23 protein-coding genes are annotated in these 25,439 nt (G+C 72.8%); 8 read left to right on the top strand and 15 right to left on the bottom strand.

All coding sequences use genetic code 11. From position 1 onward, the window contains the following. Positions 1–54 precede the first annotated feature (54 nt). Positions 55–708, bottom strand: a complete 654-nt coding sequence (locus tag ACZ6JT_RS15495) for a response regulator (RefSeq protein ID WP_469210113.1) — start codon at positions 706–708, stop codon at positions 55–57. Beyond that, on the bottom strand, positions 705–1,889 hold the full coding sequence (locus tag ACZ6JT_RS15490) for a sensor histidine kinase (RefSeq protein WP_469210111.1): 1,185 nt from the start codon (positions 1,887–1,889) through the stop codon (positions 705–707). Before ACZ6JT_RS15490 ends, ACZ6JT_RS15495 begins: the two co-directional genes overlap by 4 nt. 164 nt (positions 1,890–2,053) lie before the next feature. Between ACZ6JT_RS15490 and ACZ6JT_RS15485 the strand changes: the two genes are divergently transcribed. Beyond that, entirely contained in the window at positions 2,054–2,626 is a 573-nt protein-coding gene (locus ACZ6JT_RS15485; protein WP_469210109.1) for a hypothetical protein, read from the top strand. Between the two features lie 16 nt (positions 2,627–2,642). On the opposite strand, the gene ACZ6JT_RS15480 is transcribed toward ACZ6JT_RS15485, so the two are convergent. Continuing rightward, entirely contained in the window at positions 2,643–3,215 is a 573-nt protein-coding gene (locus ACZ6JT_RS15480) for a cob(I)yrinic acid a,c-diamide adenosyltransferase (RefSeq protein ID WP_469210107.1), read from the bottom strand. A gap of 239 nt (positions 3,216–3,454) precedes the next feature. On the opposite strand from ACZ6JT_RS15480, the gene ACZ6JT_RS15475 reads away from it, so the two are divergent. The 3 genes from ACZ6JT_RS15475 (at position 3,455) to ACZ6JT_RS15465 (ending at position 7,549) form a co-directional block, all read left to right on the top strand. Continuing rightward, positions 3,455–4,303, top strand: a complete 849-nt coding sequence (locus ACZ6JT_RS15475; protein ID WP_030708166.1) for a 3-hydroxyacyl-CoA dehydrogenase family protein — start codon at positions 3,455–3,457, stop codon at positions 4,301–4,303. Positions 4,304–4,480: 177 nt separating this feature from the next. Beyond that, a complete protein-coding gene (locus tag ACZ6JT_RS15470) occupies positions 4,481–4,804 on the top strand; it encodes an STAS domain-containing protein (protein ID WP_030153791.1) in 324 nt (107 codons plus the stop codon). Between the two features lie 192 nt (positions 4,805–4,996). Further along, positions 4,997–7,549, top strand: a complete 2,553-nt coding sequence (locus tag ACZ6JT_RS15465; RefSeq protein ID WP_469210104.1) for an ATP-binding protein — start codon at positions 4,997–4,999, stop codon at positions 7,547–7,549. Between the two features lie 96 nt (positions 7,550–7,645). Here the strand turns inward: ACZ6JT_RS15465 and nucS are convergent, their stop codons facing one another. Beyond that, complete coding sequence (gene nucS, locus ACZ6JT_RS15460) at positions 7,646–8,317, bottom strand: endonuclease NucS (RefSeq protein WP_469210102.1); 672 nt, start codon at positions 8,315–8,317, stop codon at positions 7,646–7,648. A 220-nt stretch (positions 8,318–8,537) separates the two neighbouring features. On the opposite strand from nucS, the gene ACZ6JT_RS15455 reads away from it, so the two are divergent. Beyond that, positions 8,538–8,930 (top strand): SCO5389 family protein, encoded by a 393-nt coding sequence (locus ACZ6JT_RS15455; RefSeq protein ID WP_030660337.1) that lies wholly within the window; start codon positions 8,538–8,540, stop codon positions 8,928–8,930. A gap of 16 nt (positions 8,931–8,946) precedes the next feature. Here ACZ6JT_RS15455 and ACZ6JT_RS15450 read toward each other — a convergent pair whose 3' ends face one another. Further along, complete coding sequence (locus tag ACZ6JT_RS15450; protein ID WP_469210100.1) at positions 8,947–9,978, bottom strand: LLM class flavin-dependent oxidoreductase; 1,032 nt, start codon at positions 9,976–9,978, stop codon at positions 8,947–8,949. A 228-nt stretch (positions 9,979–10,206) separates the two neighbouring features. On the opposite strand from ACZ6JT_RS15450, the gene ACZ6JT_RS15445 reads away from it, so the two are divergent. Continuing rightward, entirely contained in the window at positions 10,207–10,533 is a 327-nt protein-coding gene (locus tag ACZ6JT_RS15445; RefSeq protein WP_030009607.1) for a hypothetical protein, read from the top strand. Between the two features lie 6 nt (positions 10,534–10,539). On the opposite strand, the gene ACZ6JT_RS15440 is transcribed toward ACZ6JT_RS15445, so the two are convergent. From ACZ6JT_RS15440 to mce, 7 genes are all read right to left on the bottom strand, one after another. After that, the gene (locus tag ACZ6JT_RS15440) at positions 10,540–11,376 is read right to left on the bottom strand and encodes an ABC transporter permease (RefSeq protein ID WP_469210098.1); all 837 of its coding nucleotides are present in this window, start codon (positions 11,374–11,376) and stop codon (positions 10,540–10,542) included. Then, positions 11,373–12,488, bottom strand: coding sequence for an ABC transporter ATP-binding protein (locus tag ACZ6JT_RS15435; protein ID WP_469210096.1), 1,116 nt, complete (start codon positions 12,486–12,488; stop codon positions 11,373–11,375). The genes ACZ6JT_RS15440 and ACZ6JT_RS15435 overlap by 4 nt, the downstream gene beginning before the upstream one ends. A gap of 146 nt (positions 12,489–12,634) precedes the next feature. Continuing rightward, positions 12,635–13,405, bottom strand: a complete 771-nt coding sequence (locus ACZ6JT_RS15430) for an ABC transporter permease (protein WP_469210094.1) — start codon at positions 13,403–13,405, stop codon at positions 12,635–12,637. Between the two features lie 2 nt (positions 13,406–13,407). Beyond that, positions 13,408–14,439: an ABC transporter ATP-binding protein gene (locus tag ACZ6JT_RS15425; protein ID WP_469210092.1), complete on the bottom strand. Its 1,032-nt coding sequence runs from the start codon at positions 14,437–14,439 to the stop codon at positions 13,408–13,410. Between the two features lie 104 nt (positions 14,440–14,543). Beyond that, the gene (locus tag ACZ6JT_RS15420) at positions 14,544–15,482 is read right to left on the bottom strand and encodes a coiled-coil domain-containing protein (protein ID WP_030708181.1); all 939 of its coding nucleotides are present in this window, start codon (positions 15,480–15,482) and stop codon (positions 14,544–14,546) included. Positions 15,483–15,679: 197 nt separating this feature from the next. Beyond that, on the bottom strand, positions 15,680–20,236 hold the full coding sequence (gene scy, locus ACZ6JT_RS15415; RefSeq protein WP_469210090.1) for a polarized growth protein Scy: 4,557 nt from the start codon (positions 20,234–20,236) through the stop codon (positions 15,680–15,682). A gap of 193 nt (positions 20,237–20,429) precedes the next feature. Next, positions 20,430–20,858, bottom strand: a complete 429-nt coding sequence (mce, locus tag ACZ6JT_RS15410; RefSeq protein ID WP_215020519.1) for a methylmalonyl-CoA epimerase — start codon at positions 20,856–20,858, stop codon at positions 20,430–20,432. Between the two features lie 135 nt (positions 20,859–20,993). Here mce and ACZ6JT_RS15405 point away from each other — a divergent pair, with 135 nt between their 5' ends. Both ACZ6JT_RS15405 and meaB read left to right on the top strand, forming a co-directional pair. After that, positions 20,994–22,193, top strand: coding sequence for an acetyl-CoA C-acetyltransferase (locus tag ACZ6JT_RS15405; RefSeq protein WP_469210088.1), 1,200 nt, complete (start codon positions 20,994–20,996; stop codon positions 22,191–22,193). 95 nt (positions 22,194–22,288) lie between these two features. Next, positions 22,289–23,251 (top strand): methylmalonyl Co-A mutase-associated GTPase MeaB, encoded by a 963-nt coding sequence (meaB, locus tag ACZ6JT_RS15400; RefSeq protein WP_030708186.1) that lies wholly within the window; start codon positions 22,289–22,291, stop codon positions 23,249–23,251. A gap of 128 nt (positions 23,252–23,379) precedes the next feature. Here the strand turns inward: meaB and ACZ6JT_RS15395 are convergent, their stop codons facing one another. From ACZ6JT_RS15395 to ACZ6JT_RS15385, 3 genes are all read right to left on the bottom strand, one after another. Next, positions 23,380–23,970 (bottom strand): PepSY domain-containing protein, encoded by a 591-nt coding sequence (locus tag ACZ6JT_RS15395; protein ID WP_469210085.1) that lies wholly within the window; start codon positions 23,968–23,970, stop codon positions 23,380–23,382. A 118-nt stretch (positions 23,971–24,088) separates the two neighbouring features. Beyond that, entirely contained in the window at positions 24,089–24,565 is a 477-nt protein-coding gene (locus ACZ6JT_RS15390; RefSeq protein WP_383563874.1) for a MarR family winged helix-turn-helix transcriptional regulator, read from the bottom strand. A 63-nt stretch (positions 24,566–24,628) separates the two neighbouring features. After that, complete coding sequence (locus ACZ6JT_RS15385) at positions 24,629–25,432, bottom strand: AIM24 family protein (RefSeq protein WP_365481062.1); 804 nt, start codon at positions 25,430–25,432, stop codon at positions 24,629–24,631. Between the last annotated feature and the right edge of the window lie 7 nt (positions 25,433–25,439).

The raw sequence follows: 25,439 nt of genomic DNA, 5'->3' as shown, positions 1-25,439 counted from the left end.
CCAACCGTCAAGAGGTCCAGACCGGTACGCGCGAACGGCCGCCCGCAGACGGACCTATATCCCCAACTCCTGCGCCAGTACCGCGGCTTGGAGCCGGCTGCGCAGTTCCAACTTGCCGAGCAGGCGACTGACGTGCGTCTTCGCCGTCGCCTCCGCCATCTCCAGCCGCTGGGCGATCTCCGCGTTCGACAGGCCCTCGCCCAGCGCGCTCAGCACCTCCCGCTCCCGCGGGGTCAGGGAGGCCACCGCCGCGGCCGTCTCCGGCGCGGGGGTGGCCCGCGTCGGCCGGGGCGCCGCGAACTCGGCGATCAGCCGCCTGGTCACCGCCGGGGCGATCAGGCCCTCCCCGCGCGCGACCGTCCGTACCGCCGCGATCAGCTCCGCCGCGTCGGCGTTCTTCAGGAGGAAGCCCGCGGCCCCCGCCCGCAGCGCCCCGAAGACGTACTCGTCGAGGTCGAAGGTGGTCAGCACCAGCACGTCGGCCAGGCCCTCCGCGACCACCTGACGCGTCGCGGACACCCCGTCGAGCCGGGGCATCTGCACGTCCATGAGGACGAGGTCCGGCCGCAGCTCCCGGGCCAGGCGCACCGCCTCCTCCCCGTCGCCGGCCTCGCCCACCACCTCGACGTCCCCCGCGCTGCGCAGGATGAGCACCAGCCCGGCCCGTACCGCGCTCTGGTCCTCCGCCACCACCACCCGGATGGTCATGCCTCCACCGCCTTCTCCTCCGCGGGCAGTGTCGCCCGCACCTGCCACACCGCGCCGGACCGGCCGGCCGTGAACGCGCCGCCCAGCAGCTCCGTCCGCTCCCGCATGCCGACCAGACCCGCCCCGGAGCCGGGGGCGCGGGGGCCGGGCCGGTCGCCGTACGGGGAGTCCACCGCCACGGTCAGCAGTCCGTCGGCGCGCGCCACACGGACCGTGACCCGGCCAGGGGCGGCGTGCTTGATCGCGTTGGTGAGCGATTCCTGCACGATCCGGTACGCGGCGAGCTCCACGGGGGCCGCCGCCGACTCCCCGGACGGCCGCTCGTCGTGGAGTACGAACGTCAGCCCGCTCGCCGAGCCGTTGGTCCCGGCCTTGGCGATCAGGGCGTCCAGGCCGTCCAGCGAGGGCACGGCGACCGGCTCCTGGTCGCCCCCGGCATCCCGCAGCAGCCCGATCAGCCGCCGCATCTCGGCCAGCCCCTGCACGCTGTTCTCGCGGATCACACCGAGCGCGTCGCGGCTGGTCGCGGCGGTGTCGATGGAGAGCGCGGCGGTGGAGTGGATGGCGATGGCGGAGAGGTGGTTGGCCACCATGTCGTGGAGCTCTCGGGCCATCCGGGCGCGCTCGGCGGCCACGGCCTGGTTGCGGTCCATCTCGGCCAGCAGCGCGGTCTGCTCCGCGCGCAGCCGGGCGGCCTCGGCGGCCTCGCGGTGGTTGCGCAGGGTGGCGCCGGTCAGGGCAGGGCCGAAGCTGACGATGCCGGTGATCGCGCCGATCAGCAGGGCCTGCGGGGTGCGCAGCCAGGCCAGCGAGGCGATGGTGACCACGATGGTGATCAGACCGGTGGTGACCGGGAGCCGCCGGGCCCTGGCCGGTTCTCCGTACACGACGGCGGCGTACATCAGGTCGGTGAAGATCACGACGGTGGCGAGGCTGCCGACCGTGAACTGGTCGGCGATCACGCCGGCGGTGCCGACGGCCAGGGTCACATTCGGCTTGGTGCGGCGCAGCAGCTCCATCGCACCGAGGGCCACGAGGGGGACCAGGGCGGCCCAGGCCGGCAGGAGGTCCCGGCCGGGGCTGCTGTAGACGCCGAGCGACCAGAAGACCAGGCCCGCGAGCACGCTGACCACCGCGAGGAGGACGTCGTCACGGTGGGGGCGCAGGCTCTTCGGGGTCACGGTCCCATCCAACAGGGTGCGCGGGCGGCGCACGTCGGCGGAGCGGCCGAGGTGCGGCTACATCGAAGGATGCAGGCCCACATGGTCAATGGCGACGACGAAACGGGCCCGGCCGGACGGGAGCCTGGAAGGGAAGGGAAAACCCCGAGCGGACGGAGAATCCCATGATCGTGGCGCTGGTCGTCGCCTGCGAGGTCGGCTTCTGGGTGCTGCTGGCGGCCGGACTGGCCCTGCGGTACCTCGCGAAGAAGCCCAGGCTGGGGGCGGCGGTCCTGCTGTGCGAGCCCCTGATGGAGCTGGTCCTGCTGGTGGTCACCACGATCGACCTCAAGAACGGCGCCGAGCCGGACTGGAAGCACGGTCTGGCCGCGCTCTACATCGGCTACACCGTCGGCTACGGCCACTACACGGTCAAGTGGCTCGACGGGCACGCCGCCCACCGGCTGGCCGGGGGGCCCAAGCCGGCCGGCGCCGGATACGGCAAGGCCCGGGCCGTGCACGAGTGGAAGCTGTGGGTCCGTACCGTCGTCGCGGCCGCCGTCGCCCTCGCCCTGCTCCAGGTGGCCATCTGGTACGTCGGGGACGCGGGCGACGTCAGCTCGCTCGAGGCCTGGCAGTTCGGCGCCCTGCGCGCGGTCGGCATCCACGCCTTGGTCGCCGCCGCGTACACGATCTGGCCGAAAAAGGCCCCCGCGGGCGTCGAGGAGCGGCCCGCACTGGCGAAGACCGACCGATAGCGACCGATAGCGCGTCCTACCGCTCGCCGCCCGGCACCCAGAGCACGTCGCCGACCTCCTTGTTGGCCACCCGCGCCAGGATGAACAGGAGGTCGGAGAGGCGGTTCAGGTAGGTGGCGGTCAGCGGGTTCATCACCTCGCCGTGCACCTCCAGCGCCGCCCACGTCGAGCGCTCGGCGCGCCGGACCACCGTGCAGGCCTGGTGCAGCAGGGCCGCTCCGGGCGTGCCGCCGGGCAGGATGAAGCTGCGCAGCTTCTCCACCCGCTCCAGGAAGAGGTCGCAGTCCGCCTCCAGCTTGTCGACGTAGAACTGCTCCACCCGCAGCGGCGGGTACTCCGGCTTCTCGACCACCGGCGTGCACAGGTCGGCGCCCACGTCGAACAGGTCGTTCTGCACGCGGACCAGGACCTTCACGACCTCTTCCGGCAGCCCGCCGAGCGCGATGGCCGTACCGATGGCCGCGTTGGCCTCGTTGGCGTCGGCGTACGCGGAGATCCGCAGGTCGGTCTTGGCCGTGCGGCTCATGTCGCCGAGGGCGGTCGTGCCCGAGTCGCCGGTACGGGTGTAGATGCGCGTGAGGTTCACCATGCGGCCAGCGTAGACGGACCACCTCCGGCCGCGGCGAGCCGGAGCACGGGTGAACCGCACGGGTGAACTGGAGGGCTGGGCAGGGGCGCTGGGCCGTACCGGTGTGATGTCCGTCATCTGAGACGTGACGCGTGTTACTTCGCGGTCACACCGCACCGCCCGGACGCTAGTCTCCGCCGGAGTGGCTACGAGACCGTGCCGTGTTTGAGACTGGTCATTTGAAGAACGTGGGGTGTGCAGTGGCTGGGAAGCTCGCCGTCATCGGTGCCGGACTGATGGGTTCCGGGATCGCTCAGGTCTCCGCTCAGGCGGGTTGGGACGTCGTGCTGCGCGATGTCACCGACGCCGCGCTGACCCGTGGCACGGACGGCATCAAGGCCTCGTACGACAAGTTCGTCTCCAAGGGCAAGCTGACGGCCGAGGACGCCGAGGCGGCGCTCGCGCGCATCACGACCACCACCGACCTCGACGCGGTGGCCGACGTGGACATCGTCGTGGAAGCCGCCTTCGAGAAGATCGAGATCAAGCACGAGATCTTCCGGGCCCTCGACAAGATCGTCCGTGAGGACGCGATCCTCGCCTCCAACACCTCCGCCATCCCGATCACCAAGATCGCGGCCGTGACGGAGCGTCCGGAGCGGGTCGTCGGCGCGCACTTCTTCTCGCCCGTCCCGATGATGCAGCTGTGCGAGCTCGTGCGCGGCTACAAGACGAGCGACGAAACCCTCGCCACCACGCGGGCGTTCGCCGAGTCCGTCGGCAAGACCTGCATCGTCGTCAACCGCGACGTCGCCGGCTTCGTGACGACCCGTCTGATCTCCGCGCTGGTCGTCGAGGCCGCGAAGCTGTACGAATCGGGCGTGGCCTCCGCCGAGGACATCGACATCGCGTGCAAGCTGGGCTTCGGCCACGCGATGGGGCCGCTGGCCACCGCCGACCTCACGGGCGTCGACATCCTGCTCCACGCCACCAGCAACATCTACACCGAGTCGCAGGACGAGAAGTTCGCGCCGCCGGAGCTCATGCGCCGGATGGTGGACGCGGGCGACATCGGCCGCAAGAGCGGCCAGGGCTTCTACAAGCACTGAGGCCGGGCCAGCCACTGAGCACCACCGTTCGAATACTTCGTTCACCCCTCCGGGTGATTTAGGTATCGGTTCGCTCACGGTCGGCAACTTCCCTGCCCGTGGGGCAGTCAGTTGAAGTGAGAGTTGCCGACCACGGACCAGTCGGACCATACGTACGCAGTACTGCCGGGAGTACACATGCACATCAGGGGCGACCACGCCGAACTCGCTGTCGGGGGCCGCCTCGACGTGCGCAGCGCGGCGGACGCCCGTACGGCCCTCCACACCGCGCTCGACGACGGCCACGGCGACCTCGTGCTCGACCTCACCGGGCTCGACTCCTGGGACGCGACCGGCCTCGGCGTGATCATGGGTGCGCACCGGAGGGCCGGCCGGACCGGCCGGCGCCTCGTCCTGCGCGGGGTGCCGCCCCAGATGCAGCGGCTGCTCGTCGCGACCCGCCTGCACCGGATCCTCGCCATCGAGGGCGGCCTCGAGGCGGAGTCCCTGCCCCGCGTCTGAACGGCAGGCCGCTGACCTTTGCATTTCCTGCGGAAACGTAACGGTCCGGTGGTGATCGCCCCCCTGCGGTTTCCCGCACCACCGGCCACGGTCTAGGGTTCGGGCGGAAACCGGACCAGGAGCGACCGCGGGTGCGCCGAGGCCGGGCGGTACGACGGCGAGGCGCGCGGCCCGCGATCGGGGGACTGGGTCATGGACCGTACACAGGGGCAGATCGAACAGGACGGGCAGTCCGCGGGCGGCTCCGCGCCGCCCGGGCCCGGATCCGGGCAGGCTCAGGGCCCGTCCGCCACGAACGCCGCGCCCACGCCGCACGGGCCCGCCCGGGTCGTCACCCTCACCGCCGGCGACTTCACCCTCACCGTCAACCCGGTCGACGGCAGTGAGATCGAGCCGCTCCGCCCCGGCACCGAGCGGGGCCGCCCCGCCAAGCGCGACGCGGCCGCCCGTACGGCCCGGGAGAGCGCGGCACGGGTCCCCGCCCTGCCGGGCCCCGGCAACCGCATACCCGCCCTGCTCGGCCGCGACGAGGAGCGGGAACGCCTCGTCCGGCTGCTGGCACGGGGCCGGTCCGTACGGCTGACCGGGCCTTCCGGGTCCGGCCGCAGCGCACTGCTCGACGCGGTCGCCGCCCGCTGCGCGGGCCTCGCGCCCGACGGCCTCGTACGGCTCTCCGGGTACGGGCACCAGCAGCCCTCGGAACTCCTCCAGACGCTCTACGCGACCGTGTACGACGCCCCGGGGGAGCGGCCCGAGCGGGACGAGCTCCTCGCCCGCGTACGGGACATCGGAGCCGTCGTCCTCCTCGACGACCTGGAGATGGGCGGACCCGCCCTCGACGAACTGCTGCGCGCCACCCCCGAATGCGCCTACCTGCTCGCCACGACCCCCGACACCCGCTCCCCCTCCGACGACTCGCACCTCGAGGAGGTCTTCCTCACCGGGCTGGGCAAGGCCGACTGCGCGCACCTGCTCGAAGCGGGCGTCGGACGGCCGCTGACGGACGAGGAGACCGCCTGGGCCGGGGACCTGTGGTTCGCCTCCGAGGGGCTGCCGCTGCGCTTCGTACAGGCCGCCGCGCTGCTGCGGCAGCGGGACGAGCTCAACCACACCGCCGAGGACGACGACGAGGAGGAGCCCGGGGTCTTCGACGAGCGCCCGCGTGACCCCGCGCAGGTTCCGCTGCCGACGCTGGCCGAGGGCGCTGCCCCGGCCGAGCTGCTGGCCTCGCGGGTCAGCGAGTCGGCGCGGGCCGCCCTGCGGATCGCCTGCGCGCTCGGCGGGGAACTGCCGCACCACGCGCACCTGCCGGCCCTGGTGGGGGACACCCACGCCGACACGGCGGTGGCCGAACTGCTGGCCTGCGGGCTGCTGACGCCCGTCGGGACGCGCTACCGGCTGGCCGCGGGCGTCGCACGGCAGCTGGAGGAGGCCGGGTACGGGGACACCGCCGCGGAGGAGGCCCGTACGGCCGCGCGGCACTACGCCTGGTGGACCGGGCACTCCTCGGTGACCCCGGAGCGGGTCGCGGCCGAGGCGGACGCGGTGCTCGCGGCGCTGGCCGGCGCCGACGTGGTGGCGGCGGTGCTGCTGGCGCGGACGGCGGCTCCGGCCTTCGCGGGCTCACTGCACTGGGAGGCGTGGGAGCGGGTGCTGCGCTCCGGAGCGGAGGCCGCGCGCAAGGCGGGAGAGGTCGCCGAGCAGGCGTACTTCCACCACGAGCTCGGTGTGCTGGCCCTGTGCGAGGGGCGCCTGGACCGGGCCCGGGCCGAGCTGGAGACCTCGATCGGGCTGCGCGGCGCGCTGGCCGACAAGCGGGGCACGGTGGCCGGGCGGCGCGCGCTGGCGCTGGTCGTGGACCGGGAGGCGGAGGTGGCGGCTTCGCCGCCGCTGCGACTGGAGGCGCCGGCCGCCCTCGCGGCGGCTTCGGAGGCGCTGACGGTGCCGACGCCGGCCACCCCGGCCGCCCCGGCCACCCGTGCCGTCCCGGCGGGCTCGTCCGCCCCGACCGCCCCCCTCGCCAAGACCGCGCCACTCGCCAAGACCGCCCCGCTCGCCAAGGCCGCCCCGGCCGCGGACCGCCCGGCTCCGTCGGCCCGCGTCGCCCCCGTGGTCCCGGCGGGCCCGGTCTCCGCCGAGGCGGTGACGCGGATGACCCCCGTCGTGCCGGTGAACCGGAGCCAGGAGCCGCCCACGACGCTGTCGGAGGTGTTCGAGGACGCCTTCCCGCCGGCGCCCAAGCCGGCCGCGCCCGCCGCCCCGAGGCCCGCGGCCGCGCCGGACCGGCGCCCGGACCGGCGCCGGGTGGTGCTGCTGGCCGGGGCGGGCGCCCTGACGGTGGTGGCGCTGGGCACGGTCGTCGCCCTGGCGCTGGGCTCCTCGGACGACACGCCGCCCGCGCAGGGCCCGGCGGTCTCCTCGACCCCCTCGTCCGTGGTCACACCGACCGTGCCGAGCGTCAGCGGGAACGATCCTGCACCGGAGCCGCCGGCGGCCTCGGCCCCCGCGTCGGAGGCCGCGCAGCCGGGGCAGAGCGCCGGCGCCCCGACCCCGGGCCGCACGCCGGGCCGGACCCCGTCCCGCCGTCCGTCCGCGACGCCGCCGAACTCGCCGCCGCCGTCGTCCGTTTCGCCCCCGCCGACCACCGCGGGGCCGTCCCCGACGCCGACCGAGACCGCCGACCCGACGCCGACGGCCACCCAGGCGGTCACCGCCACGGCCGCCTCGCCCACCGCGGGCCCGTGAACGCCGACGGCTCCGTCCCCTTCGGGACGGAGCCGTTGCGTCAGCGGGCGGTCGGCCGGGCGGCCGCGCCGTAGGGCAGCCGGGCGGGGCCGGTGATCAGAACAGGCGGAGCTTGTCGTCCTCGATGCCGCGCAGCGCGTCGTAGTCCAGGACCACGCAGTCCATCCCGCGGTCCGTCGCCAGCACCTTGGCCTGCGGTTTGATCTCCTGGGCGGCGAAGACGCCCCGGACCGGCGACAGGTGCGGGTCGCGGTTGAGGAGCTCCAGGTAGCGGGTCAGCTGCTCGACACCGTCGATCTCGCCGCGCCGCTTGATCTCCACGGCCACCGTCGCGCCGGAGGCGTCCCGGCACAGGATGTCCACCGGACCGATCGCCGTCATGTACTCGCGCCGGATCAGGGTGTAGCCCTCGCCCAGCGTTTCGATGCGGTCCGCCAGGAGTTCCTGGAGGTGGGCCTCGACGCCGTCCTTGATCAGACCCGGGTCGGTGCCGAGCTCGTGGGAGGAGTCGTGCAGGACTTCCTCCATGGTGATGATGAGCTTCTCGCCCGCCTTGTTGATGACCGTCCACACCCCGGCGTCATCACCGCTCCCCTCCTTGAGGGTGCACGGGGGCGACATCCAGTTGAGCGGTTTGTACGCCCTGTCGTCCGCGTGGATCGAGACACTGCCGTCGGCCTTCACGAGGATCAGACGGGGTGCCGAGGGCAGATGGGCGGTGAGCCGGCCCGCGTAGTCGACGGAGCAGCGGGCAATGACGAGACGCATGGTCGGCAACGCTACTCGACGAGAAGGCCTCCACGCGATTCGCCCCTGAAAGCCCCCTTCGCCGATGGCGCGTTGTATGCGCATTCTCCTGGTGCGTCACCCATGGGGCGCCTACCGTGGTGAGCGGGAGGTTGCGGAGCGTGCACGCTGCGTCGCGATCTCCTTCCCTGCCCGTAAGGCTCCGGCAACCCAATCGGCCGGGGCCGCGAGAGGAGAACCCATGTCGCTCGACGTCTCACCGGCCCTACTCGAACAGGCCGAGCGAGGCGAGGTCGACGAAGCCGCTTTCGTCGACTGCGTCCGGACCTCCCTGCCCTACGCATGGGAGATGATCAGCTCGTTGGTGGCCCAGCTGAAGGTGGACGGCGGACAGTTCGCCGACAACCAGACGCCGCCGCCCGACGAGCAGGCGCGGGGGCAGCTGCTGCGTGCCCTCGCGAGTGACGCGATACGGGGTGCCCTGCAGCGGCACTTCGGAGTGCGCCTGGCATTCCAGAACTGTCACCGGGTTGCGGTGTTCCCGCTGGACCCCTCGGTGGACGACCGGCTGGCCAAGTTCACTTCGATCCGCGGTCAGCTGCTCAACCAGTCTCCGGAACTGCGGGACTGCTAAGCAGGTCCGGTCGATCTCAGCCGAGGCGGGGCAGGACCTCGACGCCGAGTCGTCGTACGTTCTCCTCCGTCGCGGCGAGATCGCCGGAGCCCTCCGTCAGGAGGGCGAAGCGCGTGATCCCGGTCCGTGCGGACGTGGCCGCCAGCCGGTCCGCCGCCACCTCCGGGGTGCCCACCGGGTGCAGGTCGCACAGCAGTTCCGTGTACGCGACGGGATCCCGCATCGCGCGCACCCGCCCGTCCACGGTCACGTGCGCGTCCAGGCCCTGCTTGAGCCAGCCCGGCATCGCCTTGAGCAGGGTCTCGCGGGCGTCCGCCGTGCGGTCCGCGAGCTGGCACACCCCCGCGGAGACGTGTCCCGCGTCGGCCACGTGCTCGCGCGAGTGACCCGCCGCCAGCGCCGTGGCGCGCCACAGCGCGACCATCTCCGCCTTGGTCTCGTCCCCGCAGTGCATGCCGAGGAGCATCGGCAGCCCCCGCTGCGCGGCCAGCCGTACGGAAGCGGGCGAGGTGCACGCCACGATGACCTCCGGCCCGGAGCCGTCCCCGTCCAGGGCCTGCGACGGCCGCGGTACGACGGCCACCTCGCGGAAGCCGTACCGCTCGCCGGCGGCCCCCACCCGTGCCTCCGTCAGCCAGCGCCGCAGCAGGTCCAGGGCCTCCGGGAACCCGTTCTCGTACGCGTCCAGACCGCCGCCGAACACCTCCAGGTCGACCCACGGGCCGCCGCGGCCGACCCCCAGGGTGAACCGGCCGCCCGAGGTCACGTGGAGCAGCGCCGCCTGCTCGCCGAGGGCCACCGGGTGCGTGCTCGGCAGTACGCTCACCGCCGTGCCCACCCGCAGCCGCCGGGTCCGGCCCAGCAGCAGGGCCGCCAGGGTCACCGCCGAGGGGCAGACCCCGTACGGGACGAAGTGGTGCTCGGCGAGCCAGACCGAGTCGAGCCCGGCCACCTCGGCCACCTCGGCGGTCCGCACCGCCCGGTGCAGTGCCTCTCCCTGTCCCTGGCCCGGGAACTGGGCCGCCAGTACAAACGCTCCTACGCGCATCGCCTATAGCCTCCTCGCGGCTGACGCGGCCTCCCCAGGTGGACCGGTTCTTCCTATGGCAACAACGTCTGACACGTGCCAAAGGCACGGGCTGACACGAAAGTTATTGGGATTGTCGGGCCATTCCTCTTCGCGCCGGCACCTCCCTCGGCAACCCTGCGGGTACCCGGCCACGCTGCGCGTAGTCTGGGAGAAAGTCACTGCCGTCCGCCCTTCCGTGAGGTATACGTGTCACCGCGCAACAACCGCCCCAGGGGCGGCGAGACCCCGGACGAACGCCCCAGCACCGGCCTCGACCGCTACGGGCTGGAGCGCACCGAGGAGTACCAGGGCGAGGACTGGAAGGTCCGGCACGTCGCCGGCGCCAGCGCGGCCGGCAAGCGCTACCGCTGCCCCGGCTGCGACCAGGAGATCCCCTCCGGCACCCCGCACCTGGTGGCCTGGCCCGAGTACGGCGGCGTGGACGACCGGCGGCACTGGCACAAGGCGTGCTGGAACGCGAAGGACCGCCGCACCTCGAAGGTGCAGCGGTCCCGTAACGCGCCGAGGTACTAGGACTCCCTAGACGTCCCGGCGGCCGAGCGACACGTACGAGGCGGTCACGGCCGCGCCCGTCACCAGCACGATCAGCAGCACGTGCGAGAGGGTGCTGGGCGCCGCGCCCAGGTCGCCGCCCTCGCTCATGCCGAAGAGCTGGCTCAGCGCCACCGGCACGTTGCGTTGGAGGACCGCCCGCCCGAGCGGCGCCACGAACTCCCAGGCGCTGAGCATGGCCCCTACCACCGGCGGCAGCGTGACGAGGCCGAGCATGACGGCGATCGCCCCGGCGGAGTGCCGCACCAGCGCGCCGATCGCGAGAGCGAGCACGCCGAGCAGGGTGACGTAGAGGCAGCCGAGCAGCGCGCCGAGCCACTCGTGGAAGGCGTGCGAGCCGGCCGCGGCGCCGTCGTGGACGAGCGACGCGGCGATGCCGACCACGAAGACGGACAGCGCGGTGGTGACCAGGGCCGTGGCGCTGAAGACGAGGTACTTGGCGGTGAGCACCCGGTACCGGTCCGGGGCGGCGGTGAACGTGGTCCGCGCCAGCCCGGTGCCGTGCTCCGAGGTGATGGTCAGCACGCCGAGGACCATCACCGCGATCTCCCCGACCAGCAGGCCGAAGAGGGCGGGTGTGGTGAAGGTGATCCCCGTGTAGTCCTCGTCCGAGGTCTGCGAGACGAAGAGCAGCCCGACGCCGACGACGATGAGCACGAGCGAGCCCAGCGTCCACAGGGTGGAGCGGATGGAGACCAGCTTGGTCCACTCCGAGGCGACGGCGTGCCCCAGGTGCGGCCGCGGCGTGGGGAGGGAGGAGCTGTAGCTCCGGGGCCGCTCCGGCGTCGTGGTCGTCGGGGTCATCGTCTGTCCTCGGGGGAATTCTTGGCGGTGCTCGTGAGCTCGCCGGGATCACTGGGCATGAGGAAGGGCTGCCCGCCCGCCGTGGGCGGCGGCGGGGCGAAGAAGCCCGTCTGCGGGACCTCCGGCGGCGCCGGTTCCTCGTCCCACGCCGGGAGGGTCAGCGGTTCGGGCTCCCAGAGCTCGGCCCGCGGGTCCTCGGTGGAGGTGTACTCGACGGCGGACTGGGTCATCCGCATGTACGCCTCCTCCAGCGAGGCGTGGTGCGGTGACAGCTCCCACAGCCGTACGCCCGCCGCGTGCGCGAGGTCCGAGATGCGGGGCAGCTCCAGGCCGGTCACGCGCAGTGCTCCGTCGGGCTCCTGGAGCACCCGGCCGCCGGCCTCGGTGAGGGCCGTACCCAGCGTGTCCCGGCCATCCGGATCAGTGTCGGCCGCACGCACCCGAGCGAATCCGGCCGAGTTGTGCGCGATGAACTCCCGGGTGCCCATGTCGGCCAGCAGCCGGCCCCGCCCGATCACGATCAGGTGGTCGGCGGTCAGCGCCATCTCGCTCATCAGGTGCGAGGAGACGAAGACGGTGCGGCCCTCGGCGGCGAGCCGGCGCATGAGGTTGCGGACCCACAGGATGCCCTCGGGGTCGAGGCCGTTGACCGGCTCGTCGAACAGCAGCACCTGCGGGTCGCCGAGCAGGGCGGTGGCGATGCCGAGCCGCTGGCCCATGCCGAGCGAGAAGCCCTTCGTGCGCTGCCGGGCGGCGTCCTGGAGTCCGACCACGGCCAGCACCTCGTCCACCCGCTTCTCCGGGATCCCGGAGAGCTGGGCGATGGACAGCAGGTGGGTACGGGCCCGGCGGCCGCCGTGCACGGCCTTGGCGTCGAGCAGGGCGCCGACGTGCCGCTGGGCGTTCGGCAGGTCCCGGAAGGGCCGGCCGTTGATCGTGACATGACCGGAGGTGGGCCGGTCCAGGCCCACGATCATGCGCATGGTGGTGGACTTCCCGGAGCCGTTGGGTCCCAGGAATCCCGTGACGTGACCCGGCTTGACCTGGAAGGACAACTGGTCGACGGCGGTCTTGGCGCCGTAGCGCTTGGTCAGGCCGACTGCCTCGATCATCTTGCTGCCCCTTACCAGGCCGGGACGACTCTCGCCCGCGTAAGGGTTAAGAGGATAACGAGCTTCCTCCGGTTCCGTCCCGGGCCGGATCCCTGAGCTGCCCCTGAGACCGACCCGGGGATCCCCCGTAGTACCTCGGCAGGAGGTCAGGCGTCCCTCTTGCGGAGGACGGCGTAGCCCCCGAGTACCGAGGCCAGCGTCCAGAGGACCATGATCCCGAAGCCGCCCCACGGTCCGTACGGGGTCTCGAAGGACCCGAGGGCGTCGGGCACGACCTGCATGATCCTCCCGCCGGCGTTGCTCGGCAGGTACTGGCCGACCGTACGCGTCGCCTCGAAACCCACGAGGAGGTTCGAGACGATCAGGAAGAACGGGACCAGGACGCTGATGGCGGCGACCGAACTGCGCAGCATGGCCGCCACGCCCATGCAGAACAGGGCCAGCAGCGCCAGGTACAGGCCGGCGCCGGTCACGGCGCGCAGCACGCCCTCCTCGCCGATCCCGATGCCGAGGTCACCGAGCAGGGCCTGGGTGAGGAAGAACGACACGAAGCTGGTCAGCAGCCCCACCGCCAGGGCCAGCGCCGTCGCCACCGCCATCTTGCCGAGCAGGAAGTGCCCGCGGCGCGGCACGGCGGCCAGCGAGGTGCGGATCATGCCCGTGCTGTACTCGGTGCTCACGACCAGCACACCGAAGACGATCATGGCCAGCTGGCCGAGCTGCATCGAACTGAGGCTCGTGGCGGTGGCGTCGAACGTGGCCCGCTGGGCCGCGTCCAGGCTGTTCGGGTCGAACGTGGCGCTGAACAGCGCGGCGAACCCGACGGTGACGAGGAAGACGAGGGCGAGCGTCCAGCTGGTGGAGGCGACCGTGCGGATCTTGGTCCACTCGGACCGGAGGACTGCGGTGAAGGCCATGGTCACTCGCCGCCCTTGCGCGTCGCCTCGAAGCCGGCGCCCCAGGCGGGGACGTCGGCCGGCCGGGCCGGGTTGTCGGCGGCCATGCCCGGCGGGACCGGGGCGCCGGGTGCGCCCGGTGCGCCCGGTGCGTGGGCGTGGTATTCGACGGAGTCGGCCGTCATGCGCATGAACGCCTCTTCCAGTGAGGCCCGTTGCGGGCTGAGCTCGTGCAGCACGATCTGATGCCGGGCGGCGAGCTCGCCGAGCTGTTCCGCGCTCGCCCCGTCGATCTCCAGCGTGCCGGTGGCGGGGACGCTGACGGCGTTGATCCCCGCGTCGTGCAGGACGTCCTTGAGCCGTTCCTGCTGCGGGGAGCGCAGCCGGACGTAACTGCGGGAGTTCTGCTGAATGAAATCGGCCATCGGCAGATCGGCCAGAAGTCTCCCTTGACCAATGACGACCAAATGGTCTGCGGTCAGCGCCATTTCACTCATCAGATGGGAGGAGACGAAGATCGTCCGTCCTTCCGCCGCCAGGCCCTTCATCAGATTGCGGATCCAGAGAATTCCCTCCGGGTCCAGACCATTGACGGGCTCGTCGAACATCAGGATTTCCGGATCACCCAGCAGGGCGGAGGCGATTCCCAGCCGTTGGCCCATGCCCAGCGAAAATCCTTTGGACTTCTTCTTCGCGACGGCCGTCAGCCCGACGAGGTCCAGCACCTCGTCGACCCGGCTCCGCGGGATCTCGTTCGACTGGGCCAGGCAGAGCAGGTTGTTGTACGCGCTGCGCCCGCCGTGCATGGCCTTCGCGTCCAGCAGCGCCCCGATGTGCTTCAGCGGCTCCGGCAGCTCGCGGTAGTGCCTCCCGTCGATCCGGACCGTCCCGCTGGTCGGATGGTCGAGGTCGAGCATCATGCGCATGGTCGTGGACTTCCCTGCCCCGTTGGGGCCGAGGAAGCCGGTCACCACCCCCGGTCGGACCTGGAAGCTGAGGTTGTCCACGGCGGTCTTCGCGCCGAATCGTTTGGTGAGTCCCTCTAGCTCGATCATGCGGCCACGCTAGAACGCCCGAGGGCCCTACGCCACCTCGAAGAGGTGACACAGGGCCCTCGGTCGGGCCAAGCACGTGCGACGGGTTTCGACCCGCCGGTCGATCAGCGGCTCTGCTGCGCCGGGACGCCGCGGCTGACCGGCTCGTCGTCCACGATCGGGTTGGCCGCCGCGACGGCCGCACCAGTGAGCGTCGCCAGCATCTCGCGGACGTTCGTCAGCTGCGCGTTGATGGAGTCGCGGCGGTTGGTGAGCGCCGCCAGCTCGCGCTCGGACTCGCTGCGGATACGGTCCGCCTTGGCGTTGGCGTCGGCCACGATGTCCTCGGCCTGGCGCTGCGCGGTCTCCACCGTCTGCCGGGCGCGGCGCTCCGCGTCCGTACGCAGCTTCTCGGCCTCCAGGCGCAGCTGCTCCGCGCGGTGCTCGATCTCGGCGAGGCGCTTCTCGGCCTTCGCCTGACGCGAGGCCAGGTCGCGCTCGGACTGCTCACGGCGCTTGGCCAGGTTGGTCTCGAAGTCCGCGGCGGCCTGGGCGGCCTTGGCGCGGGTCTCCTCGAACAGCGCGTCGGCCTCCTCGCGCTTGGAGGCCGCGTCCTTCTGGGCCTCCGCGCGCAGGGTCGACGCGTCGCCCTTCGCCTTCTCGACGATGCGGACGCCCTCGTCCTCCGCCTTCGACTTGCGGTCGGCGGCGAACGACTCGGCGTCGTTGCGCACCTGCTGGGCGGCCGACTCGGCGAGCTCACGGTGCTGCTCCGCCGCGCGACGGGCCTCCTCGCGCAGGTCCTTCGCCTCCTCCTCGGCCAGCCGAAGGATCTTCTCGACCCGGGCGCCGAGACCGGCGTACGACGGCTCGGCGTCGTTCACCTGGGCCTGGGCGTTCTGCGTCTCGAGGTGCAACTCCTCGATCCGCTTTTCCAGAGAGTTGATACGTCCAAGGGCGCTGTCGCGGTCGGAGACCAGCTTGGTAATGCGGTCGTCCACCTGACCACGGTCGTAACCACGCCGCACGAGCTCGAAGCCGAAGGGGGAGGAAGTGTCGCTCATGGGGTTCCTGTCGAATGAGACCGATGAGGTGCTACGTGAGGTGTTAAGGGGAATCCTAGGCGCCCGAGCGGCGTGTCATCGAGTCAATCCGCGTTTGATCTGGACAATGACACCCCTTTTGAGTGGCAAGGCGACAGAATGCTTGTCACTCGTTCGCCTGAACCTCCATCAGGTGGACACATTCCCGTTGGGTTTGGCTAGCCCTCTGACGTCTTGCCACCCGAACGAGTGGACCCTGCGGTCACTCCGGCCTTCACGCCCCCCGCGCCCTGGCCGCCGACCGTCGGCTTCCCGCCGCCCGAAGGCGCCTCGAATGATTCCAACGCCTCAAGAACGTCCTGGACACGGGAGATCTCCGCCTGAATGTCCTCGCGCCGGCGCACCAGGACCTCCAGCTCACGGCGACCCTCGTCGACGAGGCGTTCGGCCTCCGCCCTGGCCTCCGCGAGGGCCTTCTCCGCCTCCCGGGCCAGCTCCGCCTTCTTCTGCTCGGCCTCCTTGAGCAACGCCTCCGCCTTGCGCACCGCCGCGATGCGCACCTTGCTCGCCTCGCTGCTCGCGTCCGACACCAGGGCCTTGGCCTTCGCCTCGGCCTCGACGCTCTGCTCGGTCGCCGCCCGCACCAGCTTGTCCACGCGCTCGCCGGCCGACTTCATCTGCTCGGCCGACTCCCGGCGGGCCCGCTCGTGCAGCTCCTCGACCTCGCTCTCGACGCGGCCGCGCAGCTCCTCCGCCCGCTCCCTTATGGCGGCCGCGTCCGTGCGCGCGCCGACCAGCAGCTCGTCCGCGTCCGTCCGGGCCTTCTCCACCAGGGAGTTGCCCTCGACGGTCGCCTCCGAGGTGATCCGCGCCGCCTCCTTGCGGGCCGCGTCGACCATCGCGTCGGCCTGCTCCTCGGCCGCCGTGGTGGCGGCGAGGGCCTGCTTCTGCGCGTCGCCCGTGAGCTTGTCGGCCTCCGCGGAAGCCTCCGTGATGAGCCGGTCGACCTGCTCCGCCGCCTCGCTGCGCCGCTTGTTGGCCTCCTCGCGGGCCTCGTCCAGCAGCCGCTCCGACTCCGCACGGGCCTCCGCACGGATGCGCTCCGCCGCGCTCGCCGCCTCCGCCTTGACCCGCTCGGCCTCCGAGCGGGTACGCGTCGCGTGCTCCTGCGCCGCGGACAGCGCCTCCGAGGCGTCCGCACGCAGCCGCTCGGCCTCGCCGGCCGCCTCGCCGACCGTGCGCTCGTTGTCCTTGCGGGTCCGCTCGGTGAGCTTCTCCGCCTCGGACGCCGCCTCGGCGATGAGCCGGTCCGCCTGCTCGGCCGCCTCGGTGCGCAACCGGTTCGCCTCGGCGCGCGCCTCGTCCAGCATCCGCTCGGACTCCCGCTCGGCGCCCGCGAGCGTCTCGTTGGCCGCGACCGTGACGCGGTCCGCCTCCGCGGTGGCCTCGCCGATGATCCGGCCGCCGTCCGCGCGGGCGTCGTCCAGGACGCGGGCCGCCTCCGTGCGCAGCCGCTCGGCCTCCGCCGCCGCCTCGCCGACCGTGGCCTCGTTGGCCGCCCGGGTCTCCTCGATGAGCCGGTCGCCCTCGGCACGCGAGTCGAGGATGATCCTCGCGGCGTCGCGTTCGGCGCTCGCCAGGGTCTCCGCCGCCTGCGCCTTGAACCGTGCCGCGTCGGCGCCCAGCCGCTCGGCCTTCGCCGCCGCCTCGCCCACGGTGGCCTCGTTGGCCGCCCGGGTCTCCTCGACGAGCCGGTCCGCTTCCGCCGACGCCTCGGTGATGAGCCGGTCGACCTGCTCCGCGGCCTCGGTCCGCAGCCGGTTGCCCTCGGCGCGGGCCTCGTCCAGGGTCGCCGCGGCCAGGGCGCGGGCGGCCTCCGCCGCCTGCGCCGCCTCGGTCGTGATCCGCGAGGCCTCCGCCTCGGCCTCGGCGACCGTGGCCGCGTTCGCCGCGAGGGTCTCCTCGGTGAGCCGCTCGGCCTCCGCCGTCGCCTCGGCCGTGATCCGGGCGCCCTCGGCGCGCGCGGCCTCCAGGGACTCCGCCGCCTCACCGCGGATGCGGTTCGCGTCGTCACGGGCATCGGCCCGGGTGCGCGCCGCGTCCCGCTCGGACGCGGCCAGCGCGTCCGTGGCCTCCGTACGCACCCGCTGCGCGTACTCGGCGGTGTCGCCGCGCAGCTGCTCCGCCTCGGCGATCGCCTCGCCGACCGTGCGCTCGGCCAGCGCCTTCGCCGCGTCCGTCTCGGCCCGCGCCTCGCTGCGGATCCGGTTGGCGTCCTCGGTGGCCCGCTCCCGCTCCTCGTAGGCGTCGGAACGGACCCGGCCGGCCTCTTCCTCGGCCTCCGTCCTCGTACGCTCCGCCGCGTGCTCGGCGGCGCTGCGCAGCCCGGCGATTTCCTCCTCGGCCTGCTCGTGCAGCCCGGCCACGGCGTCCCGCACCTGCTGGGCGGTGGCCTCCGCCGCCGACACCAGCTCCGACGCGCGGCGCTCGGCCTCCTCGGTCAGGCGGGCCGCCTCGGCCTGCGCCTCCTCCGAGCGGCGGCGGGCCGCGGCCAGCAGCTCCTCGCTCTGCTCGCGGGCCTGCGCCCGCTCCTGCTCCGCGTCCGTACGCGCCGACGCCAGGGTCTCCTCGGACTCCCGGCGGCGCCGGGCGGCCTCCTCCTGCGCGGCGGAGAGGGCTTCCGCGGCCTCCTCGGCGACCCGCTCGGCCGCCGCCTTCGCCTCGGCGCGCAGCCGGTCCGCGGTCTCCTGCGCCTCCGAGCGCACCCGCTCCGCCTCGGCCTCGGCCTCGCCGCGCAGGCGTACGGCGACCTGCTCGGCCTCCGCGCGCACCCGCCCGGCGTCCTGCGCCGCCTCGGTGCGCAGCTGGTCGGCCTCCGCCTCCGCCTGCGACTGCAGGGTGCGGATGCGCTCGGCCGACTCGGCGCGCAGCCGGTCGGTCTCCTCCGCGGTCTCCCGGCGGATGTTCTCCGCCGCCCCGCGGGCGTCGCGCAGCGTCTGCTCGGCCGTCGCCAGCCGGCCCTCGGCGTCGGTGTGCAGCCGTACGAGCTCCTCGTCGGCCTCCGCCCGCCGGGCGGCCACCGCCTGCTCGGTCTCCTCGCGCCGCGCCAAGGCGGCGGCGTCCGCCTCGGCGCGCACGGCCTCGGCGCGCTCCTCGGCCTCGGCGCGCAGCCGCTCGGCCTCGGCGCGGGTCCGCTCCAGGGTCTCCTCGGCCTGCTTGCGCAGGGTGCCGGCCCGCTCGACGGCCTCGGCGCGGACCCGCTCGCTCTCGGCGGTCGCCCCGCCGCGCAGCTCGTCCGCGTCCGCCTTGGCCTTGCCGAGCAGCTCCTCGGCGGTCCGGGCCGCCTCCTCGATCTGCTGGACCGCCTCGCGGCGGGCCTCGCCGCGGATCCGCTCGCCCTCGGCGACGGCCTCCGCGCGCAGCTGCTCGGCCTCGCCGCGCAGCCGCCGGGCCTCTTCCTGGAGTTCGACCGTGCGGGCCCGGTACTCCTCGGTGTCGTCCTTCGCGGCGCCCTTGAGCTCGTCCGCCGTGGCCGCTGCCTGCAGGCGCAGCCGGTCCGCCTCGGCCTGGGCCTCGCGGCGGATCCGCTCGGCCTCCTCGGACGCGGCCCGGGTGGTGGCCCGGGCGTCCTCCGAGGCCTTGTTCAGTACGTCCTCGGCGGTGCGGGCGGCCTTCGCCAGCTGCGCCGCCATGTCCTCGGCCGCGGCCGTACGGGCCTGCTCGCCGGCCTCGGTGCGCTGGCGCTCGGCGTCCGCGCGGGCGTCGGCCAGGGCCTGCTCGGCCTCCGACTTGAGGGCCTCGGCCTCCTTGGTGGCCTCGCCGACCAGCCGGGCGACCTGCTCCTTGGCGGTGCGGGTGCGCTGCTCGTTGACGGACTCCGCCGACGCGAGCTGGCGGGCCGCGCTCTCCTTGGCCTCGGCGAGGACGCGTTCGGCCTCGGCACGGGCCTCGCGCAGCGCCGCCTCGGCCTCCTGCGCGCGGGACTCGGCCACCCGGCCGAGGTCCATGGTCTGCTGCCGGGTCTGCTCGGCCTCGGCGGAAGTGGTGGAACGCAGCCGCTCCGCGTGCTCGGTGGCCTCCTGGGCCTGCGCGGAGGCGGCGGTCAGCAGCCGCTCGGCCTCCTTGCGGGCGCGCAGCAGCGTGGCCTCGGCCTCCGCGCGGGCGGCCTCCGCGTCGGCGGCCATCCGGCGCCGGGTCTCCTCGGCGACCCGGGCGGCCTCGGCGCGGGCGGCGTTCAGGGCCTGCTCGGCCTCGGCGCGGGACTCCTCCATGAGCCGGCGCGCCTGGGACTCCGTACGGGCGCGCAGCTGCTCGGCCCACGCCACGTTCTCGTTGACGTGCGCCTCGACGGTCTGGCGGCGCTCGTTGAGCTCCTGGTCCAGCCGCTGGCGGCGGTTGACGGCCTCGGCGTGCAGCTCCGCCTGGAGCCGCGACTGGTGCTCGGCGTGCTCCTGGAGGATGCGCTGGGTCTGCGCCCGGGCGTCGCGCAGCTCGCGCTCGGCGTCGGAGCGCATCTGGTCGGCCTGGATCTGGGCATTGCGGAGCAGCTGCTCCGCCTGGTACCCCATGTCCGCGCCGTCGTAGGCGGGGCGGGACGCCAGAGATCGGCGTACCTCGTGGAGCTTGGCGCGCAGCACCTCGACCTGGTATCCCAGGTCCTCAGCGTGCTGGACGGCCTTCCCGCGCTCCTTCTTCAGCCGCTCCATCTCGGCTTCGAAGCGCGAGAGATGGTCGGCCCCGGCCTGATGGCTCTCCTGGCTTTCGTAGCCCCGCACAGCGCGGTCCCATCCGTCCCCTGGTCGCAAGCTCACTCCCAAATGAGCATCGCTCGCCCGCTGAACGACGCCCCCGGGGGAATGGTGTCAGATACCGGGGCAGGGGTCACAGGCCCCGACCCCGTCTCCGCACCGAACCCCGGCCGAGCCATGGCCACTCTACCGGCCGGGGAATCGGGCCATCAGTGGTCCATCAGTGCTCGGGGTTGGAGGTGACCAGTTCGGTGAGGACGCCGTGGCAGTCCTTGGGGTGCAGGAAGGTGATCGAGGAGCCCATGGAGCCGGTGCGGGGCTGGTCGTAGAGGACGCGGACGCCCTTGCCGCGGATGGCCTCCGAGTCGCCCTGGACGTCCTCGGTGCCGAAGGCGATGTGGTGGACGCCCTCGCCGTTCTTGGCCAGCCACTTGCCCACCGCGGAGTCCTCGCGGGTGGGCTCCAGCAGCTGGAGGTAGGAGGCGCCGCCGTCGGAGGTTTCGTTGATCTTCAACATGGCCTCGCGGACGCCCTGCTCCTCGTTGACCTCGGTGTGGAACACCTCGAAGCCGTACGTGGCACGGTAGAACTCGACAGTCTTGTCCAGGTCGAAGCAGGCGATCCCGATGTGGTCGATTCTTGTCAGCATGGGGACAGTGCACCGCCGAAGGGGGCGGTCACGCAACGTGCGCGCGATCACACCGGCAGCCCGGTGACCGCTGCGGTACCGCCCAGTACATTCACGTAAACCCTCGTTCACTCCTCATCCAAGGGGCTGTGCCTCATGTCCGGATCGAACAACACCACTTCTGTGATCGTCGCCGGGGCCCGCACGCCCATGGGGCGGCTGCTCGGCTCGCTCAAGTCCTTCTCGGGTGCCGACCTCGGCGGCTTCGCCATCAAGTCCGCGCTGGACCGGGCCGGGATCTCCGGCGACCAGGTCCAGTACGTGATCATGGGCCAGGTGCTGCAGGCCGGCGCGGGCCAGATCCCCGCCCGCCAGGCGGCGGTCAAGGCCGGCATCCCGATGAACGTCCCCGCGCTCACCATCAACAAGGTGTGTCTCTCGGGCCTCGACGCGATCGCCCTCGCCGACCAGCTGATCCGCGCCGGTGAGTTCGACATCGTGGTCGCGGGCGGTCAGGAGTCCATGACCAACGCCCCGCACCTGCTGCCCAAGTCCCGCGAGGGCTTCAAGTACGGCGCCATCGAGATGCTGGACGCGATGGCCTACGACGGCCTGACCGACGCCTTCGAGAACATCGCGATGGGCGAGTCGACCGAGAAGCACAACACCCGCCTCGGCATCGAGCGCGCCCCGCAGGACGAGTTCGCAGCCGCCTCGCACCAGCGGGCCGCGGCCGCGCAGAAGAACGGTGTCTTCGAGGCCGAGATCGTCCCCGTGGAGATCCCGCAGCGCAAGGGCGACCCGGTCATCTTCTCGGCGGACGAGGGCATCCGCCCCGAGACCACCGTCGAGTCCCTCGGCAAGCTGCGCCCCGCCTTCGCCAAGGACGGCACGATCACCGCCGGCACCTCCTCCCAGATCAGCGACGGCGCGGCCGCCGTGGTCGTGATGAGCAAGGCGAAGGCCGAGGAGCTCGGCCTGGAGTGGATCGCCGAGATCGGCGCCCACGGCAACGTCGCGGGCCCGGACAACTCCCTCCAGTCGCAGCCGTCCAACGCGATCCTGCACGCCCTGAAGAAGGAGGGCCTGGAGGTCTCGGACCTGGACCTCATCGAGATCAACGAGGCCTTCGCCGCGGTCGCCGTGCAGTCAATGAAGGACCTCGGCGTGACCCCGGAAAAGGTGAACGTCAACGGTGGCGCCATCGCCCTGGGCCACCCGATCGGCATGTCCGGCGCGCGTGTGGTGCTGCACCTGGCGCTGGAGCTGAAGCGCCGCGGCGGCGGGATCGGCGCGGCCGCGCTGTGCGGCGGCGGCGGCCAGGGCGACGCCCTGATCGTCCGCGTCGCCAAGTAGGCACCGCCGGGCCGCCGGGCCCCGAACACGGGGCCCCGGCGGCCCGACCGTACCCGCACCCGTACCCCGTACGAGAACCGAGGAGCGCAGCACGTATGACGGCGGTGGACGTCCCCCAGCTGGTGGCCCAGGCGCGTGAGGGCCGGCCGAGAGCGGTGGCCCGGCTGATCTCGCTGGTCGAGGGGGCGTCCCCGCAGCTGCGGGAGGTGATGGCCGCGCTGGCCCCGCTCACGGGCGGGGCGTACGTGGTCGGGCTGACGGGATCGCCGGGCGTCGGCAAGTCGACCTCGACCTCGGCGCTGGTGTCCGCCTACCGCAAGGCCGGGAAGCGGGTCGGCGTCCTCGCCGTCGACCCGTCCTCGCCCTTCTCCGGCGGTGCGCTGCTCGGCGACCGCGTGCGGATGTCGGACCACGCCTCGGACCCGGGCGTCTACATCCGCTCCATGGCCACCCGGGGTCACCTGGGCGGGCTGGCGTGGGCCGCCCCGCAGGCGATCCGGGTGCTGGACGCGGCCGGCTGCGAGGTGATCCTGGTCGAGACGGTCGGCGTCGGGCAGTCGGAGGTGGAGATCGCCTCGCAGGCCGACACCTCGGTGGTGCTGCTGGCCCCGGGGATGGGCGACGGGATCCAGGCCGCGAAGGCGGGGATCCTGGAGATCGGCGACGTGTACGTGGTGAACAAGGCGGACCGGGACGGCGCGGACGCGACGGCCCGGGAGCTGAACCACATGCTGGGGCTGGGCGAGGCGCGGGGCCGGGAGGACTGGCGGCCGCCCATCGTCAAGACGGTGGCGGCGCGCGGGCAGGGCATCGACGAGCTGGTCGAGGCGCTGGAGAAGCACCGCGCGTGGATGGACGAGCGGGGGGTGCTGGCCGAGCGGCGCGCGGCGCGGGCCGCCCGGGAGGTGGAGACCATCGCCGTGACGGCCCTGCGGGCGCGGATGGCGGACCTGCGGGGGGACGCGCACCTGGACGCGCTGGCCGCGCGGGTCGCCGTGGGCGAGCTGGATCCGTACGCGGCCGCGGACGCGCTGCTGGCCACGCTGACCGAGGCGTGAGCCCGGCCGGGGACCGAGCCTGAGGCGGGGGGCCGGGTGCGGCGCCTCCCCCGGACTCCGTCCGGAGGGACCCCCCCCGGGGCTACGCCCCGGACCCCGCGCCTCGAACGCCGGCGGGGCTGGATCGGTCAGTTGTTGCCGTCGTCGTCGTCGTTGTCGTTCGAGTCGGAGTCCGAGTCGGAGTCCGAGTCGGACTGGGTGACCTTGCCCGTGGCGTGGTCGACGTGGGCGTTCCAGGTCTTGCCGTCGGAGGACTTGACCTCGACCTCCCAGTAGTGGGCGCCGCCGTCCTCGTCGTCCTCCCAGCTGACGGACCAGACCTGTCCGGGGTGGGCGGCCACGGCCGCCTTCATCGCCTGTTCGGCGGTGACCTTGGCGGCGATCAGGTCCTTGTGCTCGGCGGCGTCCTCGTCGGTGTCGCGGTTCTCCTCGGTGACCGTGCCGTCGGCCGCCACCTCCAGTTCGGCGTGGCCCTTGCCGTCCTTGCTGATCACGTCGACGTGCCAGACGGTCCCGTCCTTGTCGAGGGACTCGACCACGCCCGGGTACTTCTTCAGGGCGGCCGCGGCCGCCGCTTCCGCCGTCACGTCGGCGGGGACGGCGGCGGCCGGGGTCACGGTTCTCGCGGTGTCGGCGGACGCCGCTGTCGCGGCCGCCACCGGGCCTCCCACGATCAGGACCACGGACGCGGCCGCGGAGACGTACGTGTTGCGCTTCATGGCTGGACCTCCTCAGGCCGGCCAGGGCGCTTGCGGTTGCGCGGCGGCGGCCGGCAGCGGGCGGATAGTGCCCATTGTCCGGCCGACCGCCGTGCGGGGCGCGTCGAGCGCCCGGGGGTCAGGCCTTGCCGCGGGTGCCGCGCAGGTGCTCCGCGACCGGGGTCAGCGAGGCGCGCAGCGCCGCCAGGGCCTCCGGCGGCAGCAGGTCGATGAAGTGCTGGCGGACGGACGCCACGTGGTGCGGGGCGACCTTGCGCATCGTCTCCATGCCCTCGTCCGTGAGCACCGCGTACAGGCCGCGGCGGTCGGACTCACAGTTCACCCGGCGCACCAGGCCCGCCGTCTCCATGCGCGTGATCTGGTGCGACAGTCGGCTCTTGGACTGCAGGGTGGCGGTGGCGAGGTCGCTCATCCGCATCCTGTGGTCCTGCGACTCCGAGAGGTTCACGAGGATCTCGTAGTCGTTGTTGGTGAGTCCGAAGGGCTGGAGATCCTTTTCCAGCTGGTGCATCAGCAGTCTGCTGACGTCCAGGTGGGTGCGCCATGCGCACTGCTCGGCGTCGGTCAGCCAGCGGGTGGCCGTCTCGGTCTCCATGGTCTCCATGAATGAACTCTACCTAAAAAGTTGAATTACGTACAAAGGTCGGTGTCCGAGGTATCACAGTCCGAGGCGGCGCTGGAGATCACCCAGCTGTCCCGGCATCCGCGGCACGCCCAGCTGCCCCATCGGGCCCTGACCGGCCCCCGGAACGCCCTGCGCGTTGCCCGTCGCCGCGCCCGCGCCGACCGCGCCGACCGCCTGCTCCGCCATCAGCATCTCCGACGACTGCAGCAGCACCGTCCCGGCCCCGACGAACTCGAACTGGTGCTCCTCGCCCGAGCTACCGCCGATGCCGGTCAGCGAGCGCAGGCCGCCCAGCACGCCCGACATGTAGCCGTGGTCGTAGTGGTGGCACGGCGAGGGGCAGTCCGCCCAGCCCACCAGCGCCTGCGGGTCCACGCGCAGCGGCGGCTCCATGAACACCACCGGGCCGTTGGACGCCGCCACGAACTTCCCGGTTCCGATCAGCGTCAGGAAGCCCGGGACGATCGACTGCTTCAGCGCCAGCGAGGGCTGGTAGGCGAGCAGGTTGCCCGACCGGATCGTCAGGTTGCCGTTGTCCAGGTCGTACGAGTTCACGTCGAAGGCCCGGTCGGCCAGCAGCATCTTGCCCGAGCCCTCGGCGACCACCCAGTCGCTCGCGTGCAGCGGGGAGTGGAAGCTGGTCCGCAGCAGTCGGTCGAAGCGCCCGTTGCCGATGCCGTTGAACTCGATGCGCCCGTAGTACGAGATCATCTTGCCCTTCTGCAGGAACCACTGGCTCCCCTTGAGCTCCACGCAGAAGGTGTAGGCGTTCACGTTGTCGTCGGAGGGCAGCGTGTACGGGTCGAAGACCGTCGGGCCGCCGGGTCCGCCGGTCACAGGGCCA

Source organism: Streptomyces sp. NPDC046308 (genome assembly GCF_055588065.1).
This window is presented reverse-complemented; position numbering and strand designations above follow the sequence as displayed.

Bases quoted from the DNA above. Each gene is read 5' to 3' on its own strand.
- ACZ6JT_RS15470 (WP_030153791.1), top strand. From the start codon at position 4,481: ATGCACATCAGGGGCGACCACGCCGAACTCGCTGTCGGGGGCCGCCTC.
- ACZ6JT_RS15395 (WP_469210085.1), bottom strand. From the start codon at position 23,970: ATGAAGCGCAACACGTACGTCTCCGCGGCCGCGTCCGTGGTCCTGATC.
- ACZ6JT_RS15440 (WP_469210098.1), bottom strand. From the start codon at position 11,376: ATGACCCCGACGACCACGACGCCGGAGCGGCCCCGGAGCTACAGCTCC.
- ACZ6JT_RS15405 (WP_469210088.1), top strand. From the start codon at position 20,994: ATGTCCGGATCGAACAACACCACTTCTGTGATCGTCGCCGGGGCCCGC.
- ACZ6JT_RS15465 (WP_469210104.1), top strand. From the start codon at position 4,997: ATGGACCGTACACAGGGGCAGATCGAACAGGACGGGCAGTCCGCGGGC.
- ACZ6JT_RS15435 (WP_469210096.1), bottom strand. From the start codon at position 12,488: ATGATCGAGGCAGTCGGCCTGACCAAGCGCTACGGCGCCAAGACCGCC.
- ACZ6JT_RS15420 (WP_030708181.1), bottom strand. From the start codon at position 15,482: ATGAGCGACACTTCCTCCCCCTTCGGCTTCGAGCTCGTGCGGCGTGGT.
- meaB (WP_030708186.1), top strand. From the start codon at position 22,289: ATGACGGCGGTGGACGTCCCCCAGCTGGTGGCCCAGGCGCGTGAGGGC.
- nucS (WP_469210102.1), bottom strand. From the start codon at position 8,317: ATGCGTCTCGTCATTGCCCGCTGCTCCGTCGACTACGCGGGCCGGCTC.
- ACZ6JT_RS15450 (WP_469210100.1), bottom strand. From the start codon at position 9,978: ATGCGCGTAGGAGCGTTTGTACTGGCGGCCCAGTTCCCGGGCCAGGGA.
- ACZ6JT_RS15430 (WP_469210094.1), bottom strand. From the start codon at position 13,405: ATGGCCTTCACCGCAGTCCTCCGGTCCGAGTGGACCAAGATCCGCACG.
- mce (WP_215020519.1), bottom strand. From the start codon at position 20,858: ATGCTGACAAGAATCGACCACATCGGGATCGCCTGCTTCGACCTGGAC.
- ACZ6JT_RS15495 (WP_469210113.1), bottom strand. From the start codon at position 708: ATGACCATCCGGGTGGTGGTGGCGGAGGACCAGAGCGCGGTACGGGCC.
- ACZ6JT_RS15480 (WP_469210107.1), bottom strand. From the start codon at position 3,215: ATGGTGAACCTCACGCGCATCTACACCCGTACCGGCGACTCGGGCACG.
- ACZ6JT_RS15390 (WP_383563874.1), bottom strand. From the start codon at position 24,565: ATGGAGACCGAGACGGCCACCCGCTGGCTGACCGACGCCGAGCAGTGC.
- ACZ6JT_RS15485 (WP_469210109.1), top strand. From the start codon at position 2,054: ATGATCGTGGCGCTGGTCGTCGCCTGCGAGGTCGGCTTCTGGGTGCTG.
- ACZ6JT_RS15425 (WP_469210092.1), bottom strand. From the start codon at position 14,439: ATGATCGAGCTAGAGGGACTCACCAAACGATTCGGCGCGAAGACCGCC.
- ACZ6JT_RS15455 (WP_030660337.1), top strand. From the start codon at position 8,538: ATGTCGCTCGACGTCTCACCGGCCCTACTCGAACAGGCCGAGCGAGGC.